General features: G+C 59.6%; 10 protein-coding genes and 2 pseudogenes. 5 read left to right on the plus strand and 7 right to left on the minus strand.

Annotation, left to right across the window (positions count from 1 at the left end):
- The first annotated feature begins 59 nt into the window (after nucleotides 1-59).
- The 3 genes from PMI01S_RS05285 to PMI01S_RS05295 are packed head-to-tail and all read left to right on the plus strand — an operon-like array spanning nucleotide 60 to nucleotide 2,627.
- Nucleotides 60-869, plus strand: coding sequence for a MetQ/NlpA family ABC transporter substrate-binding protein (locus tag PMI01S_RS05285; RefSeq protein WP_084318310.1), 810 nt, complete (start codon nucleotides 60-62; stop codon nucleotides 867-869).
- A 2-nt stretch (nucleotides 870-871) separates the two neighbouring features.
- Nucleotides 872-1,993: a methionine ABC transporter ATP-binding protein gene (locus PMI01S_RS05290; protein ID WP_084318311.1), complete on the plus strand. Its 1,122-nt coding sequence runs from the start codon at nucleotides 872-874 to the stop codon at nucleotides 1,991-1,993.
- Nucleotides 1,983-2,627, plus strand: a complete 645-nt coding sequence (locus tag PMI01S_RS05295) for a methionine ABC transporter permease (RefSeq protein WP_084318312.1) — start codon at nucleotides 1,983-1,985, stop codon at nucleotides 2,625-2,627. Before PMI01S_RS05290 ends, PMI01S_RS05295 begins: the two co-directional genes overlap by 11 nt.
- A gap of 57 nt (nucleotides 2,628-2,684) precedes the next feature.
- On the opposite strand, the gene PMI01S_RS05300 is transcribed toward PMI01S_RS05295, so the two are convergent.
- The gene (locus tag PMI01S_RS05300; RefSeq protein ID WP_235864390.1) at nucleotides 2,685-5,669 is read right to left on the minus strand and encodes an RHS repeat domain-containing protein; all 2,985 of its coding nucleotides are present in this window, start codon (nucleotides 5,667-5,669) and stop codon (nucleotides 2,685-2,687) included.
- On the opposite strand from PMI01S_RS05300, the gene PMI01S_RS05305 reads away from it, so the two are divergent.
- A complete protein-coding gene (locus tag PMI01S_RS05305) occupies nucleotides 5,668-6,294 on the plus strand; it encodes a class I SAM-dependent methyltransferase (RefSeq protein WP_084318313.1) in 627 nt (208 codons plus the stop codon). The two genes, PMI01S_RS05300 and PMI01S_RS05305, sit on opposite strands and share 2 nt — an antisense overlap.
- 140 nt (nucleotides 6,295-6,434) lie before the next feature.
- On the opposite strand, the gene PMI01S_RS05310 is transcribed toward PMI01S_RS05305, so the two are convergent.
- Genes PMI01S_RS05310 through PMI01S_RS05320 form a run of 3 tightly spaced genes read right to left on the minus strand, consistent with a single transcriptional unit; the run spans nucleotide 6,435 to nucleotide 11,652 of the window.
- Nucleotides 6,435-9,488 (minus strand): efflux RND transporter permease subunit, encoded by a 3,054-nt coding sequence (locus PMI01S_RS05310; RefSeq protein ID WP_084318314.1) that lies wholly within the window; start codon nucleotides 9,486-9,488, stop codon nucleotides 6,435-6,437.
- Nucleotides 9,485-10,552: an efflux RND transporter periplasmic adaptor subunit gene (locus tag PMI01S_RS05315; protein ID WP_084318315.1), complete on the minus strand. Its 1,068-nt coding sequence runs from the start codon at nucleotides 10,550-10,552 to the stop codon at nucleotides 9,485-9,487. Before PMI01S_RS05315 ends, PMI01S_RS05310 begins: the two co-directional genes overlap by 4 nt.
- Nucleotides 10,549-11,652, minus strand: a complete 1,104-nt coding sequence (locus PMI01S_RS05320; protein WP_084318316.1) for an efflux RND transporter periplasmic adaptor subunit — start codon at nucleotides 11,650-11,652, stop codon at nucleotides 10,549-10,551. The genes PMI01S_RS05315 and PMI01S_RS05320 overlap by 4 nt, the downstream gene beginning before the upstream one ends.
- Nucleotides 11,653-11,880: 228 nt before the next feature.
- Between PMI01S_RS05320 and PMI01S_RS05325 the strand changes: the two genes are divergently transcribed.
- Complete coding sequence (locus PMI01S_RS05325; protein ID WP_084318317.1) at nucleotides 11,881-13,077, plus strand: AAA family ATPase; 1,197 nt, start codon at nucleotides 11,881-11,883, stop codon at nucleotides 13,075-13,077.
- A 134-nt stretch (nucleotides 13,078-13,211) separates the two neighbouring features.
- Here the strand turns inward: PMI01S_RS05325 and PMI01S_RS05330 are convergent.
- The 3 genes and pseudogenes from PMI01S_RS05330 to PMI01S_RS05335 form a co-directional block, all read right to left on the minus strand.
- Nucleotides 13,212-13,646 (minus strand): annotated as a pseudogene (locus tag PMI01S_RS05330) (type 2 periplasmic-binding domain-containing protein); the annotation flags it as partial.
- A gap of 5 nt (nucleotides 13,647-13,651) precedes the next feature.
- Nucleotides 13,652-13,746 (minus strand): annotated as a pseudogene (locus PMI01S_RS30905) (amino acid ABC transporter permease); the annotation flags it as partial.
- A 500-nt stretch (nucleotides 13,747-14,246) separates the two neighbouring features.
- Complete coding sequence (locus PMI01S_RS05335; protein ID WP_008032521.1) at nucleotides 14,247-15,029, minus strand: MetQ/NlpA family ABC transporter substrate-binding protein; 783 nt, start codon at nucleotides 15,027-15,029, stop codon at nucleotides 14,247-14,249.
- Between the last annotated feature and the right edge of the window lie 247 nt (nucleotides 15,030-15,276).

Below are 15,276 nucleotides of genomic sequence, written 5' to 3' on the forward strand. Positions count from 1 at the left end.
GCTGGCGATGAGGCCCGCACCAACAACACACATTTAATGCCCTGACTGGAAAACTCACTATGAAAAAGAACGACCTCTCTCGCCCAGTCAAAGCACTGGCCCTGGCCCTCGGCCTCTTCAGCTCCATCACCTTCGCCGCCGACGCGCCGCTGAAAGTCGGCACCACGGCCGCGTTCGCCATCCCCCTGGAGGCCGCCGTCGAAGAAGCCAACAAACAAGGCCTGAAAGTCGAACTCGTCGAGTTCACCGACTGGATCGCCCCCAATGTCAGCCTCGCCGCCGGCGACATCGACGTGAACTACTTCCAGCACATCCCGTTCCTGGAGAATGCCAAGGCCGCCTCCGGTTTTGACCTGGTGCCGTTCGCGCCGGGGATCATCAACAACGTCGGCCTCTACTCGAAAAAATACAAAAGCTTCGACGAGCTGCCGGAAGGCGCCAGCGTGGCCATCGCCAACGACCCGATCAACAGCGGTCGCGGCCTGCAACTGCTGGCCAAGGCCGGGCTGATCACGCTCAAACCGGGCGTCGGCTACAAGGCCACCGAAGAAGACATCATCGCCAACCCGAAGAAAATCAAAATCCTTCAGGTCGAAGCCGTGCAACTGGTGCGCGCCTACGATGATGCCGATCTGGTTCAGGGCTACCCGGCGTACATTCGCTTGTCGAAAACCTTCGATGCCGGCTCGGCCCTGCTGTTCGATGGTCTCGACCACAAGGAATACGTGATCCAGTTCGTGATCCAGCCAAAAAGCAAAACCGACCCGCGCCTGATCAAATTCGTCGACATCTACCAGCATTCACCAGCCGTTCGCGCAGCCCTGGACAAGGCTCACGGCAAGCTCTACCAAGCCGGTTGGGAAAGCTGAGAATGACGGCCGCGATCCAACGGCGACTGGAGACTCCAGAGCCTCGAAAAGCCGAACAGACCGAACTGCACCCCGACCTGAACCGTGCTCACGTGCGCTTCATCGGTCTGGGCAAAACCTACAACGGCCAGCAAGGTCCGGTCGCCGCGCTGCACGGCATCGACCTGGCGATCCAGCGCGGTGAAGTGTTCGGCATCATCGGCCGCAGCGGCACCGGCAAGTCGTCGCTGATCCGCACCATCAACCGCCTCGAACAACCGAGCACGGGCCGCGTGCTGATCGATCAGGTGGACATCGGCGAGTTCGATGAAGACCGTCTGGTGGCCCTGCGTCGGCGCATTGGCATGATCTTTCAGCACTTCAACCTGATGTCGGCCAAGACCGTTTGGCAGAACGTCGAATTGCCGCTCAAAGTCGCCGGTGTGCCGAAGGAGAAACGCGAGCGCAAAGTTCGTGAGCTGCTGGAGCTGGTCGGCCTGCAAGAGAAGCACAAAGCCTACCCGGCGCAGTTGTCCGGCGGACAGAAACAGCGCGTCGGCATCGCCCGCGCGCTGGTGCACGACCCGGAGATTCTGCTGTGCGACGAGGCCACTTCGGCACTGGACCCGGAGACCACGCAATCGATCCTCGGCCTCCTGCGCGAGATCAATCAGCGCCTGGGCCTGACCATCGTGCTGATCACTCACGAGATGGCGGTGATCCGCGACATCTGCGACCGCGTCGTGGTGTTGGAGCATGGACGCATCGTCGAACAAGGCCCGGTCTGGGAAGTCTCCGGCAACCCGCAGCATGAGGTCAGCAAAACCTTGCTCGCGCCGCTGCAACACGCGTTGCCGCAGGAGCTGCAAAGTCGTCTTCAGACACAACCACAGTCGGCCGACGCCGCTGTGGTCCTGCGTTTGCAATTCACCGGCAGCGCCACGGACGAACCGGATCTGGCAGCGCTGCTCGCCGCACTCGGTGGCCGTGTGCGTTTGCTGCAAGGCGGTGTGGAACGGATTCAGGGCCATGCACTGGGGCAACTGCTGCTGGCGGTGACCGGCTCGTCTCTCGGTGCCGAAGAGCTGCGCCAGCGCGCCGGTCATTGGGCACAACAGGTGGAGGTGCTGGGTTATGTGGTTTGATCGCTTGATGCAAGGTTTCATCGACACGTTTCTGATGGTGGGCGTGTCGTCATTGATCGCGCTGCTGGCGGGTATTCCGATGGCGGTGATTCTGGTCACCAGCGACAAGGGCGGAATCTACGAAGCACCGGTGCTGAATCGCGTGTTGGGCGCCTTCGTGAACCTGTTCCGCTCGATTCCGTTTTTGATCTTGATGGTGGCGTTGATTCCGTTCACACGGTTGATCGTGGGCACCACTTACGGTGTCTGGGCCGCTGTAGTGCCGCTGACGATTGCGGCCACGCCGTTCTTTGCGCGCATCGCCGAAGTCAGTTTGCGAGAGGTGGATTTCGGTTTGATAGAGGCAGCGCAAGCGATGGGGTGCCGGCGTTGGCATATCGTTTGGCATGTGTTGTTGCCTGAAGCGTTGCCGGGGATTGTCGGCGGTTTCACGATCACCTTGGTGACCATGATCAACTCATCGGCCATGGCCGGGGCGATTGGTGCTGGCGGGTTGGGGGACATTGCTTATCGGTATGGGTATCAGCGGTTCGATAGCCAGATCATGCTGACGGTGATTGTGTTGCTGGTGGTGTTGGTGGCGGTGATTCAGTTGGGTGGGGATCGGTTGGCGCGGGGGTTGAACAAGCGTTGATACGAGCTAAATCGCTCCGCGCTTTGAAGGCGTAAGAGTGAGGTAAAGGGCCTACTCCTACGCCGCCAAACTTGCCTTGCGACGCACCTGTAACTCCGGCCTTTGAAGCTCAGCATCAAATAGCTGTCTAAACGAAGGCGAATTAGAGCCTAAGGCATCGCTAACTTCTGAAAACATATTCAGCAAGTCTCGCTTTACTTCTATTGACAGCTCGGCAAAACTTTCGACCCCATAACTATTGCTCGCAAACATACTCGCCGCTTCATTATAGTCATCTATATTTCCCCCTACGGAAGCAAAACCATCTGGAACTCTATAAGTCTTTTCAAGATTCAACGACCTGGACGTTCCAACTATTGCGGGCACCCTTCGATATCCTTCTGCTGAAAGTGGTGGGAGGCCTCGCACATCATTAAACGTAAATCCGATCGTGAAGGATTCTTGCCTCGAAAAAATATTTACAGCTTGTAGATGTGAAACCTTAAACCCACTACGTGCGCTCTTGTGCACAATCGGGGTTCCTTCGTCGTGCAAGCGCCCCTCATAAGGGGACTGCCATTCTTCAGCCGATCGTAATCGCGAGCCTTCCCCCAAAGGATAAATATCAACAATGCCGCTCAGTTCATCATCTATTGCGGCAGGAATAACACTTACTATCCCAGTAAAACTATTACCCGGCTGGGACTGTTCAAGATAAAAAGCAATATCAGCACCTGGGCGCATCTTTGGAACTTCATAATTTACGACAACATTGGACTGAAGAATTACATTTCTACTACGCGTCTCCTGCGCAAAATGCAAAACAACTGCACCTTCGAAATCAATAAAATTAATTGGGTTGTTTTTGAAAGAACGATAAACATTCAACCCATCGACTATCCCAAGAGGATCTGCGTTCAACCACCTCTGTAACCACGACGCGTAATAACGATATCCATAATAATAGAGGCCCGTTGCATCCCTTTCTTTGCCGGAATATCGAATCGTTTTGTATTTCGCCACCAACGCGTTTTTACCCGCCCAGCAGGCGGTGCCTCCGAAAGGGAAATAGTGCTCCTGCGTCAGTACGCCTGCCGCACCGTCCAGCTCCAACGTGCTGGAACCGAGGTGATCGCAGAGGCTGTAACGCAGTTGATCGGTATACGCCCCTTCGGGCCAATGCAAGGCTCGAACACTGCAACGTCCCGCTTCGGCGTTGATGACGTGGTGCACTTCACAATCGGCCTCTCCGTGGATTTCCAGGTTCGGCAGGTAACGGACTTCAGCATGTACGGTTCGGCCACTGGTCTGGCTGACATGCATCTTACGCAGCCGGTGGCCGGGGCGGTCGTAGGCATAGCATTCGCAATCGTCGAGCTCGTTTACGCGCTTCACCAGGGTCACCCGGCGCAACTGGTTGCGGATGTCCCAGGTCATGGCTTGGCCGCGCTGCAACTCCAGCTGATTGCCGCAGGCATCGAAGCCTGACTCGATTTCTGGCTCGCCGGGCAATGAACCATCGTCCCGCTGCGCCAGGCTTCGGTTGCTGCGGGCGGAGGTGAACATCGAGAAACCTGGCGCGTCGCTGTGGTGGCGAGTGATCAGATTGCCCGCCGCGTCGTACTCGAAGCGCTGGGTGTAATTGCGCCGCTGATTGGGGTCCAGCGGTGTGGGCAGCAAGTCCGGTAACGCCGGTCCGTGGCCGGGGTTGGCGACTTCCCAGCCGCTGGCTTCGACCAGTTGAGACAGACTGTCGTAGCGGTAGCGGTTGATCGGTTCGATACGCTGATTGTTGAACCAGGTAACGGCTTGGGCTTTGTCCTCCAGCTCAACGATATTGCCTACTGGGTCATAGACGTAGTTCAAGTCCTGCAACGGCTTTTGATTCCCGACCGCCGCCATCAGCCTGATCATCCGACCGTCATCGGCACCGTACTCGGCTTGCGTTTTCACACCGTTGCCAGCGATTTCACTTTCGATCTGTTCGTGGGCGTTGTAGCGGATGTCGCTGACCAGGCATTGCGGTTGTTTGCCTTCTCCAGCCAGTAGGAGCCAGGTCTCACTCAGCCTGCCTGCCACGTCGTAGGCAAAGGTTCGGACATTACCCATGGCATCGGTCTGACGCTCGATCTCGCCCGTGGGAAAGAAGACGTGCCGCGTGACGAACGACTGATCTTCCAGCAACGCGTCCCGGGCCTCGAATTCACTTGGCCAGTCGGGTGTTTCAAGGTCAATCAGAAAGCATTGGCTTTCACTCAATTCCGCACCGGCCAAACCGTAGTCGGTGACGAAGCGGGTACTGGCCGGATTGTCATGACGGATCAGCTTTGCGCATTGGTTATGCACGGCGAATGCCGGGGCAGCGCCACCATAGGTCAGTCGCTCGACCACGCGCGGTAGTGCGTCGTCGGCCTGTTCCGTGACGGTTATCGGGCGTTGCTGATCGTCATAGTCGATGCGACGCTGACTGCCTCTGGCGTCCCAGAACGAAAACAGCGAACCGGCCGGATTCAACAGGCTCAGTTGCCAACCGGCGTCCACGCTGTCCGTCAGCAATGACTGGCCACTCAATCCATAAATTGTTGCCAGATTCGGCCTCGACGCGGATGCCCATAAACGGGGATCCGACGACGCAACCAAACGCCCCGCTGCGTCGAAGACTTGCCGGGTGATGCGTGACTCAATGTCGCTCTCGTCCGGGTGCCGGCAGTAGCCCACCTCGCGAATCGCCAGGGCGCGCGAATCAATAACCGACAACCTCGGTGTATTTGGGTGAGCGTTCACGGTCTCGACGGTCCTTCGCTCGGGGTCGAGAAAAGACTGAGCCTTTTTTGGCCGGGCCGATACTGTAAGAAGTAACAGGTCGGCGGCTGTTAGATCGCCCTCGCGAGCAAGCTCGCTCCCACATTTGACCGCGCCCGCCTGAACTACGCGTTCGAATATGGGAGCGGGCTTGCTCCGGGCGGCGATCCGACGAAGGCGATCCGACGATGGGCTGCGCAGCAGCCCCAGACCTGATGGCGTATATTCGGCAAATCCCAATTGCCTGCGTAGCCCGACCATGAAACAGACTCCCGCCGACCTCGAACAGATCACCTCCACCACCCTGAGTCACTACAACTCGGTGGCCGAAGGTTTTCGCGAAGGGACGCGCGATCACGATGTCAGCCAGAATATCGACGCCCTGTTGCGGCATATCCAGGGCGAGGCGCCGTTCGACATTCTCGACTTTGGCTGCGGACCGGGTCGGGATTTGCAGACGTTCACGCGCATGGGTCACACCGCGGTCGGCCTCGACGGTTCGGAGAAGTTTGCGCAAATGGCGCGCGAAGACAGTGGCTGCGAGGTGTGGCAACAGGACTTTCTGAAGCTTGACCTGCCGGCTGAACGCTTCGACGGGATCTTCGCCAATGCAGTGTTGTTCCACATTCCGCGTCAGGAATTGCCACGGGTGTTGAAGGAATTGCGCGGGGCGTTGAAACCGGGCGGGGTGTTGTTCAGTTCCAATCCGCGTGGTGAGAATCAGGAGGGGTGGAATGGGCCGCGGTATGGGGCTTATCACGATCTTCAGGCGTGGCAGGGTTTGCTGACCGAGGCGGGGTTTGTGGAGCTGGAACATTACTACCGGCCAGCGGGGTTGCCACGGGAGCAGCAGCCTTGGTTGGCCAGCGTTTGGCGTAAGGTGTAACGCCTCAGGGTTGTGGTGCATTTACTGACGCCATCGCGGGCAAGCCCGCTCCCACAATGATCTTCAGTGGTCACGGAATCTGCGTTCACACTGAACCTGTGGGAGCTGGCTTGCCAGCGATGAGCGCGAAGCGCTCGCCTTTATTGCACCTCTTCCTGCGGCTCGCGAATCTTGTACCAGGCCACATACAGCGCCGGCAGAAACAGCAGCGTCAGCAACGTCGCGATGATGATGCCGCCGATCATCGCGTAAGCCATCGGCCCCCAGAACACTTCCCGCGCGATCGGGATCATCCCCAGGCTCGCCGCCGCAGCCGTCAGCAGAATCGGCCGGCGCCGGTGTTCCGTGGCTTGCGCCACCGCATCCCACGGTGACAACCCCTCGTTCTCCAGAGCATCGATCTGCGTCACCAGGATCACCGAGTTGCGGATGATGATGCCGATCAGCGCCAGAATCCCGAGGATCGCCACGAAGCCCATCGGCGTGCCCGTCGGGATCAGCGCCAGTACCACGCCGATCAGACCGAGCGGCGCGACGCTGGCCACCAGGAACAGCTTCTGCACGCTGTGCAACTGAATCATCAGGAAGGTCGCCATCAGGAACAGCATCAACGGCACGACTTTGGCAATCGGCCCTTGGGCCTTGCCGCTTTCCTCGACCGTACCGCCGGTGGCGACTTTGTAGCCCACCGGTAAACCGGCGGCGAACTTGTCGATTTCCGGCTTCAGCTGCTTGACCAGATCGGTCGGCTGAATCTCATCGCGCACCGCAGCCTTGATGGTGATCGTCGGCTTGCGGTCGCGACGCCACACCAGTGGCTGCTCCAGTTCATAGCGCACGGTGGCGAAGGCCAGCAGTGGAATCGAAGTGCCGCTCGGCGTGACGATCTGCAGGTTCTGCAAGGTTTCCGGCGTACCGCGCTCCGCGTCCACCGCACGACCGACGACGTTGATCAGGTAGATATCGTCATCGACCTGCGTCACCGGCGCACCGACCACGATGCTGTTCATCAGGTTGGCCACGTCTTCCGACGACAGCCCCAGTTGCCGCACCTTGTCCTGAGAGATATCAATGCGCAGGACTTTGCCCGGCTCGTTCCAGTCGTAAATGATCTCGCCGATGTGCGAGTTCTTGTCCAGTTCGGTGGCCAGGGCGATGGCGTGTTTGCGCACCTGGTCAATGTCCTTGCCGCTGACCCGGTACTGAATCGGTCGCCCGACAGGCGGGCCCATTTCCAGCGCCTGCACGTAGCTGCCGATGCCGACGAAATCCTTGCGCAAGCGCTCGCGCAAACGCTGGCTCAGGGCTTCTCGCGATTCCAGCCCCTTGCTGACGATGACCAACTGCGCGTAGTACGGGTTCTGCAATTGCTGGTCGAGGGGCAGGTAGAAACGGATCGCACCTTCGCCGATGTAGGTGCTCCAGCGCACGATGTCCGGGTCGTCCTTGAGCGTGGCCTCGAGCTTGTCCACCGCCTTGCGGGTTTCAGAGATCGAAGCGTTTTGCGGCAGGTTCAAGTCGACGAGGATTTCCGGGCGGTCGGAAGACGGGAAGAACTGGCTCTGCACGAACTGCATGGAAAACACCGACGCCACGAACAAGGCAATGGTGATGCCGATGGCCCACCAGCGATTGCGCATCGACCAGAGCATGCCGTAATTGAAGGCACGGCCGATGCGCCCAGGCTCGGCGTCATGGGGTTTCACGTTGGCGCTGAGGATGTGCACGCCGATCACCGGGGCAAACAACACAGCGACAACCCATGACACCAGCATCGCCACGGCGATCACCGCAAACAGCGTGAAGGTGTACTCACCCGCGGAACTGGCGTTCAGGCCGATGGGCACGAAACCGGCCACTGTCACCAGCGTCCCCGTGAGCATCGGGAATGCGGTCGAGGTGTAGGCAAATGTGGCCGCCTGCTCCTTGGTTTCGCCCATCTCCAGGCGGGTGACCATCATCTCTACCGTGATCATCGCGTCGTCCACCAGCAGGCCGAGGGCAATGATCAACGCGCCGAGGGAAATACGCTGCATGGTGATGCCGCTGTATTCCATGAAGACGAAGACCATCGCCAGCACCAGCGGAATCGAGCACGCCACCACCAGACCGGCGCGCACGCCGAGACTGACGAAACTGACGATCAGCACGATCACCACCGCTTCGAACAGCGCGCTGGTGAAACCGCCGACGGCCTTCTCCACCACGTCAGCCTGGTCGGAAACGTTGTACACACCGACGCCCACCGGCAGGTCGGCGGTCAGCTCGGTCATGCGCTGATGCAGCGCCTTGCCGAACTCTTGAATGTTGCCGCCCTTCTTCATGGCGATGGCCAGGCCGATGCCCGGGTGACCGTTGTAGCGAAACTCCGGCGTCGTCGGGTCGACATACCCCCGGCTGATGTCGGCAATGTCAGCCAGACGATAGAAGCGATCGTTGAGCCGCAGGTTGACGTTTTCCAGATCTGTCTCGGAAGCGAACTGCCCGGAGGTGCGCACGGAAATTCGCTCCGGCCCGGCCTCGATGACCCCGGCCGGCGTCACCGCGTTTTGCGATTGCAGACTTTCCACGACCTGACGCTGATCGATGCCCAGCGCCGCCAGTTTGCGGGTGGAGAAGTTCAGGTAGAGCACTTCATCCTGCTCGCCGACCATCTCGACCTTGCCCAGGCCCGGCACCTCACGGATCTCGGCACGGACCTGCTCGACGTAATCGCGCAACTGGCGCATCGACAAGCCGTCAGCGGTGAAGGCGTACACCGAACCGAACACATCACCGAATTCGTCGTTGAACCCCGGCCCTTGCAGGCCCTTGGGGAACTGGCCGCGAATGTCGTTGATCTTCTTGCGCACCTGATACCAGATTTCCGGGATGTCCTTGGCGCTGGTGGTGTCGCGCAGGTTCACGAAGACCGTCGATTCGCCCGGCCGGGTATAGCTTTTCACGTAGTCGAGAGAATCGAGTTCTTCGAGCTTTTTCTCGATGCGGTCCGTGACCTGCTTGAGGGTTTCTTCCTGGGTCGCGCCCGGCCAGCTGGACTGGATCACCATGGTCTTGATGGTGAACGAGGGGTCTTCCTCGCGACCGAGGTTCATGTACGAGAACACGCCCATCAACAGCGCGATGAACATCAGATACCAGACAAACGACTGATGTTTGAGGGCCCATTCGGATAAGTTGAAACTCCCTTTCATTGTGGGCCGTCCTCGTCGATTTTCACTTTCTGCCCGGGCTTCAGGCTGTTCACACCGGCACTGACCACTCGCTCGCCGGACTTCACGCCGTTGGCCAGGACCATGGTGGAATCGGTGCGGCTGATCAGGCTGATGTCACGCGGCGAAACTGTTTGTGTCTGTGGGTCGATGACCCAGATTCGCGATTTGCCATCGACCTCTTGCAGCGCGGTCAGGGGCAACTCGATACGCGGTTTGATGGCCGAGCTGAGGGTCACGCTGATCGCCGTGCCCAGGCGAAAGCCCGGTGGCGTATCGGTCAGGGTCAGGCGAGCTCGACGGGTGCGGGTGGCGCTCTGTGCCTGGGGTTCGATTTCGCGAACGGTGGCAGTGGTGGTGATGCTCGGGTCCAGTTGCACGGCGACCTGAAACACCACGTCCGCCGGCAACTGATCGACCAGCGTATCGGGCAGGTCGATCACTGCTTCCTTGATGTCCGGCTGCGCCAGGGTCACCACTTGCTGGCCGGCGGTCACCACTTGACCGGCTTCGGCATTCCACGCGGTGACGATCGCTTTGTGGTCGGTGCGCAGTTCGACGTAACCGAGCTGGTCCCTGGCCTGATCGACCGCGGCCTTCGCTTGGTCGAGGGAGGCCTGAGTGGTTTTCAGATCGGTCTGGGCGATGTCCAGTTGTGCCTGCGCACCGACCCCGCGATCGAACAGCTCCTGCTGACGCCGAGCGTTAGCCTGGGCGTTGATCAGTTGCGCCTGGACCTTCGCCAGATCGCCCTCGGCCGAGCGCAGCTGGTTTTGCTGATCCGTGGGATCGAGCGTGGCGAGCAAGGCGCCCTTCTGGACTTCGGCGCCGACATCGACGTTACGGCTGGCAATGCGCCCCGGCACGCGAAAGCCGACATTGGTTTCGTAACGGGCCTGGATACTGCCGGCGAAACGGCCGAGATTTTCCTCGTCCAGCGCCTGGACCTTGACCGACAGCACCGGGCGCACCGGCTCCGGCGGCGGCTCTTTTTCCGAACAGGCCACCAGCATCACGCCGGCGAACACCAGCAACAGGCGCTTCATGGCTGGGCTCCTTCGGCCAGGTCCTTATAGGTGTTTTCGGCTATTTCCACTTTCACCCCGGGGTGCAGCAACTGGCCGCCAGCGATGACGACTTTTTCGCCGCCCTTCAGGCCCTCGCTGATGATGACTTTGCCGGTCAGGTAACGACCGACCGTGACCGAATGCAGCTGCGCCTTGCCTTCGTCGTCCACGAGCCACACGGCCGGGTCGCTGAGGTTTTTGGTCAGGGCCGACCACGGCAGCTCAACCGCCGATTTGCCCAGTGTCTTCGCTGTGGCACTGACCACCGAGCCAAGCTGCATGCCTTCGGGCAATCCGTTAAGGGTGACTTTGACCTGCACCGTGCCGGTCTGCGCGGAAACCGCCGGGGTGACCTCCCGAACCGTGCCCGTGGTCTTGATGGCCGGGTTATCGAGCAGACTGACCACGATCGTTTTGTCTTCGGGTGACTCTGCCAGCAGCGATTCGTAGACGTTGAACACCGCGTCGCGCTCACCGTCGCGCGCCAGGCTGAAGATCGGCATCGTGGCCTGCACGACCTGGCCGACTTCGGCCTGACGGGCAGTGATCACTCCCGGTGCATCGGCGATCAGCGCGGTGTAACTCAATTGCTCGCGGGCGTTGGCCAGTTGCGCCTGGGCGGCCGTCAGCGCGCTCTGGCTGCTGCGCAATGCAGCCTGGGCGGAGTCGTATTCGCTTTGGCTGGTGTAGCCCTTGGGAAGGAGTTTTTGCTGGCGAACGAAGGCGGCGGCGGTCTGTTTGACCCGGGCCTGTTCGGCGACGACCTGCGCCTGGGCCGAGTCGACGTTGGTCTGCAAGTCTTTCGGATCGAGTTTGGCGAGCACTTGTTTGGCCGACACCCGGTCACTGACATCGACCATACGCTGGATGATCTTGCCGCCGACGCGAAACGACAGCTCAGTCTGGACGCGCGCCTGAACATCGCCGGTGAGTGTCACGGACGCGGCGTAATCCGCCGGTTTGACGGCTTGCACGAAGACTCGCGGACGATCCTTTTCAACGTGTGGTTTTTCGCCGCAAGCACTCAACAGGACAAGGAGGCTCAGGCCAACCACTCTTTTCAATCCGGGACCAGCCATGCAGACTCCTTTGCGCTGTACGAACGTGCCAATGGCGATACGACTGTGAGCTTAGAACAGGGTTCCACCTTCGCCCACGCCGATAGAGCATTTCCCACTGCAGGAGCTGCCGAAGGCTGCGATCTTTTGATCTTGCGGGGAACTGATCCTCGTCAACGTCAAAAGAGCGCAGCCTTCGGCAGCTCCTACAATGCAATTTCGCCTGCACGATTATCGTGAGATCACCCAATGCTCAAAACCCTCGCGGTGGCCAATTACCGCTCGATCAATAAACTGGTGATCCCGCTGGGTCGTTTGAACCTGATCACCGGGCCGAACGGCAGCGGCAAATCCAACCTCTACCGCGCGTTGCGCCTGCTGGCCGAAACTGCCCAGGGCGGCGTGGTCAATGCGTTGGCCCGTGAAGGCGGGCTGGATTCGACCTTCTGGGCCGGACCGGAAACCATCACCCGGCGCATGCGTAATGGTGAAGTACCAATCGAGGCGACCGTGCGTCACGGCGCCAAACGCCTGCGCCTGGGGTTTGCCGGCGAAGATTTCGGTTACTCGATCAGCCTGGGGCTGCCCGAATCCAATGGTTATTTCATGTTACCCGGGCACAGCTCACCCATTCAGTCACGTTTCAGCCTCGACCCGCAAATCAAGCGCGAATGCCTGTGGGCCGGGGCGTTCTATCGTCCAGCGAGCCTGCTGGTGGATCGCGACGGCCCGATGATCCGCACCCGAGCCAACCGCAGCTGGGACGTGCTGGCTCAACACACGCCGACTTTCGATAGCCTGTTCGATCAGGTCGGCAGCCTGCGTACCTCGCCGGAGGTGCTGGAGATGCGCGAGTTCATCCGCCGCTGGCGCTTCTACGATCACTTTCGCAGCGATGCCGATGCACCAGTGCGTCAGCCACAACTGGGCACCCGCACCCCGGTGCTGCACCACGACGGCAGGGATCTGGCGGCGGCGTTGCAGACCATTATCGAGATTGGCGACCCCGAAGCTTTGCGCAACGCCATCAGCGACGCGTTCCCCGGTGCACGGCTGCATATCGAGCCGCTGGCTCGCGGCCGATTCGCCATCGAGTTTTATCAGGAAGGGTTGTTGCGGCCGCTGTCGGCGGCTGAATTGTCCGATGGAACGTTGCGCTATTTGCTGTTGGTGGCGGCGTTGCTGACGCCGCGCCCACCGAAGCTGATGGTGTTGAACGAGCCGGAAACCAGCCTGCATCCAGACCTGTTGCCGGCGTTGGCGCGCTTGATTATCCGGGCGTCGGAGCAGTGTCAGGTGTGGGTGGTGTCCCATGCGCGGCGGCTGATCTCGGCGCTGCAGGAAGACCCGGAATGCAACTGCATCGTGCTGGAGAAAAACCTCGGCCAGACCGGGATTATCGGGCAGCGGATACTGGATGAGCCGGCGTGGTACTGGCCGGACTGAGCGGCGCCTGACAAACCGCTTTCGCGAGCAAGCCCGCTCCCACATTAGACCGAGTTGTCCCGGCGGACGCGGTCCAATGTGGGAGCGGGCTTGCTCGCGAAGACGACCGAAAGAACACCGCCTCCTTTAGCTAATCACCCCAGCCACTTCCCACCCTCGACAATCACGCTCTCAGGCTTGGTGTCATCGCTCAGTTCCTTGCGCACGTACTGGTCGTACAGCTTGAGCAAATACTTTTCCTCACCCCGCTTCGCTAATTCGGCGTTCACCCAGTCACGCAGTTCGATATTGCCCTTCTTCACCGTCGGCGCAATCGGCGCTTCGGCGCTCAACATCTGGCTCAGCACGCGATAGCCAGGGTTTTGCCTGGCCCAGCTGAACAGCACCAGATTGTCTTGCGCTTACGCGTCGCCACGACCGTTGGCCAAGGCTTGCAGGGACTCGGGGGTTTTCTCGAACTTCAGTAGTTTCCAGTCAGGGTGATTCTTGGTCAGCCAGATGTCCGCCGTGGTGCCGGTGGTGGTGCGGGTCGCCAGGTCATCGAGGTTTTTCACGTCGCTGGCCTGTGGCATCACGAGACTTTGATGCCCAGCGCCGGCAGGCGAAGTAAACGAAGAACCGCTGGATGAGCAGCGGCGTGTTGCGCGCCAGCTCCACGTACAGCCCGACCAGGCTGGGCGGTGGATAACCACCCGGCAGGCACCGACTTTAAAGGTATAAAAAAGAAGAGTTTAAATACCGCAAAAGCATATGGATACCACGCAAAAACCTATCCTGCGGATTTGCTGCGACGCAGGAAGACGACTATTTTCCTTTTGGCTGTAGGAAGGATCTTTTTTTCGAAATAGCCCTCCAAGGACGCACAGCTTTTGGCCAGACTCCCGGCCGAACCATCACAAGGAAGAGAACATGGCTGACGTAAAAGTACCGCAGCGACTGGATCCGCAGGACATCGTGAAGTTGTTGGTGGCGTTGCGCAGGGCGTTGAAGGCCAGGGTGGCTTAAAGCAAAAGATCGCAGCCTTCGGCAGCTCCTACAGATGTACACAAATCCCTGTAGGAGCTGCCGAAGGCTGCGATCTTTTGCTCGACTGGCGTAACAAAAAAACGCCGACGCTACTGCCAGCCGTCGGCGTTTGAAACCTTGAAGGGGTTCGATGCTGCGTCGAATCAGAACGCCGGCAGTACCGCGCCGCTGTACTTCTTGGCGATGAAGGCTTTCACTTCAGGGCTGGTCAGTGCCTTGGCCAGTTTCTGGATGGCTACGCTGTCCTTGTTGTCCGGACGAGCCACCAGGAAGTTCACGTAAGGCGAATCGGCACCTTCGATCACCAGCGCGTCTTTGGCCGGGTTCAGACCGGCTTCCAGCGCATAGTTGGTGTTGATCAGGTCCAGGTCAACCTGGTCCAGAACGCGCGGCAGCATGGCCGATTCCAGTTCCTTGAACTTGAAGTTGTGCGGGTTCTTGGCGATGTCTTTCGGGGTAGCCAGGGCGTTTTTCGGGTCTTTCAACTCGATCAGGCCAGCCTTCTGCAGCAGGAGCAGAGCACGGCCGCTGTTGCTGCCTTCGTTCGGCAGAGCGATGGTCGCACCGTTTGGCAGGTCAGCCAGTTTTTTGTACTTCTTCGAGTAGCCACCGAACGGTTCAACGTGAACGCCGATCACGGTCACCAGGTTGGTGCCTTTGCCTTCGTTGAAGTTTTTCAGGTACGGCAGGGTCTGGAAGTAGTTGGCGTCCAGACGCTTCTGGTCAACCTGCACGTTCGGCTGAACGTAGTCGGTGAACACTTTGATTTCCAGGTCCACGCCTTCTTTGGCGAGGGTTGGCTTGATCAGTTCCAGAATCTCGGCGTGTGGGACCGGGGTCGCCGCGACAACCAGTTTCTCGCCAGCCTGGGCCAGGCCCGCGGTCAGGGCAGCCGCCAGTGCGGTGAACAACAGAACCTTTTTCATGCAGTGTCCTTATCGAAAATCACGGTCGTCATCGACGACGGCTTGTTTAGTACGAGTGCCAGTGAAGTGCTATCGCTGGCGTGAGGCGGACAATACCGGGATTTTTTATTCCCGAACAATATCTTTTATTCACTTTCATATTCCATTTTGTTCATACAGCTCTAGCGCGTGCATCGACCGCCTACCGCCGTTACCTGTAGGAGCCGGCTTGCTGGCGATGGCGTCTTTCCTGATACATCGCGTTGCC

It is taken from the genome of Pseudomonas migulae NBRC 103157 (assembly GCF_002091715.1).
In the GTDB taxonomy this organism is placed as follows: domain Bacteria; phylum Pseudomonadota; class Gammaproteobacteria; order Pseudomonadales; family Pseudomonadaceae; genus Aquipseudomonas; species Aquipseudomonas migulae_A.

What these genes read in the sequence shown, in the direction of transcription:
- PMI01S_RS05285 (WP_084318310.1), top strand. Translation starts at nt 60, where the DNA reads ATGAAAAAGAACGACCTCTCTCGCCCAGTCAAAGCACTGGCCCTGGCC.
- PMI01S_RS05290 (WP_084318311.1), top strand. Translation starts at nt 872, where the DNA reads ATGACGGCCGCGATCCAACGGCGACTGGAGACTCCAGAGCCTCGAAAA.
- PMI01S_RS05295 (WP_084318312.1), top strand. Translation starts at nt 1,983, where the DNA reads ATGTGGTTTGATCGCTTGATGCAAGGTTTCATCGACACGTTTCTGATG.
- PMI01S_RS05305 (WP_084318313.1), top strand. Translation starts at nt 5,668, where the DNA reads ATGAAACAGACTCCCGCCGACCTCGAACAGATCACCTCCACCACCCTG.
- PMI01S_RS05300 (WP_235864390.1), bottom strand. Translation starts at nt 5,669, where the DNA reads ATGGTCGGGCTACGCAGGCAATTGGGATTTGCCGAATATACGCCATCA.
- PMI01S_RS05310 (WP_084318314.1), bottom strand. Translation starts at nt 9,488, where the DNA reads ATGAAAGGGAGTTTCAACTTATCCGAATGGGCCCTCAAACATCAGTCG.
- PMI01S_RS05315 (WP_084318315.1), bottom strand. Translation starts at nt 10,552, where the DNA reads ATGAAGCGCCTGTTGCTGGTGTTCGCCGGCGTGATGCTGGTGGCCTGT.
- PMI01S_RS05320 (WP_084318316.1), bottom strand. Translation starts at nt 11,652, where the DNA reads ATGGCTGGTCCCGGATTGAAAAGAGTGGTTGGCCTGAGCCTCCTTGTC.
- PMI01S_RS05325 (WP_084318317.1), top strand. Translation starts at nt 11,881, where the DNA reads ATGCTCAAAACCCTCGCGGTGGCCAATTACCGCTCGATCAATAAACTG.
- PMI01S_RS05335 (WP_008032521.1), bottom strand. Translation starts at nt 15,029, where the DNA reads ATGAAAAAGGTTCTGTTGTTCACCGCACTGGCGGCTGCCCTGACCGCG.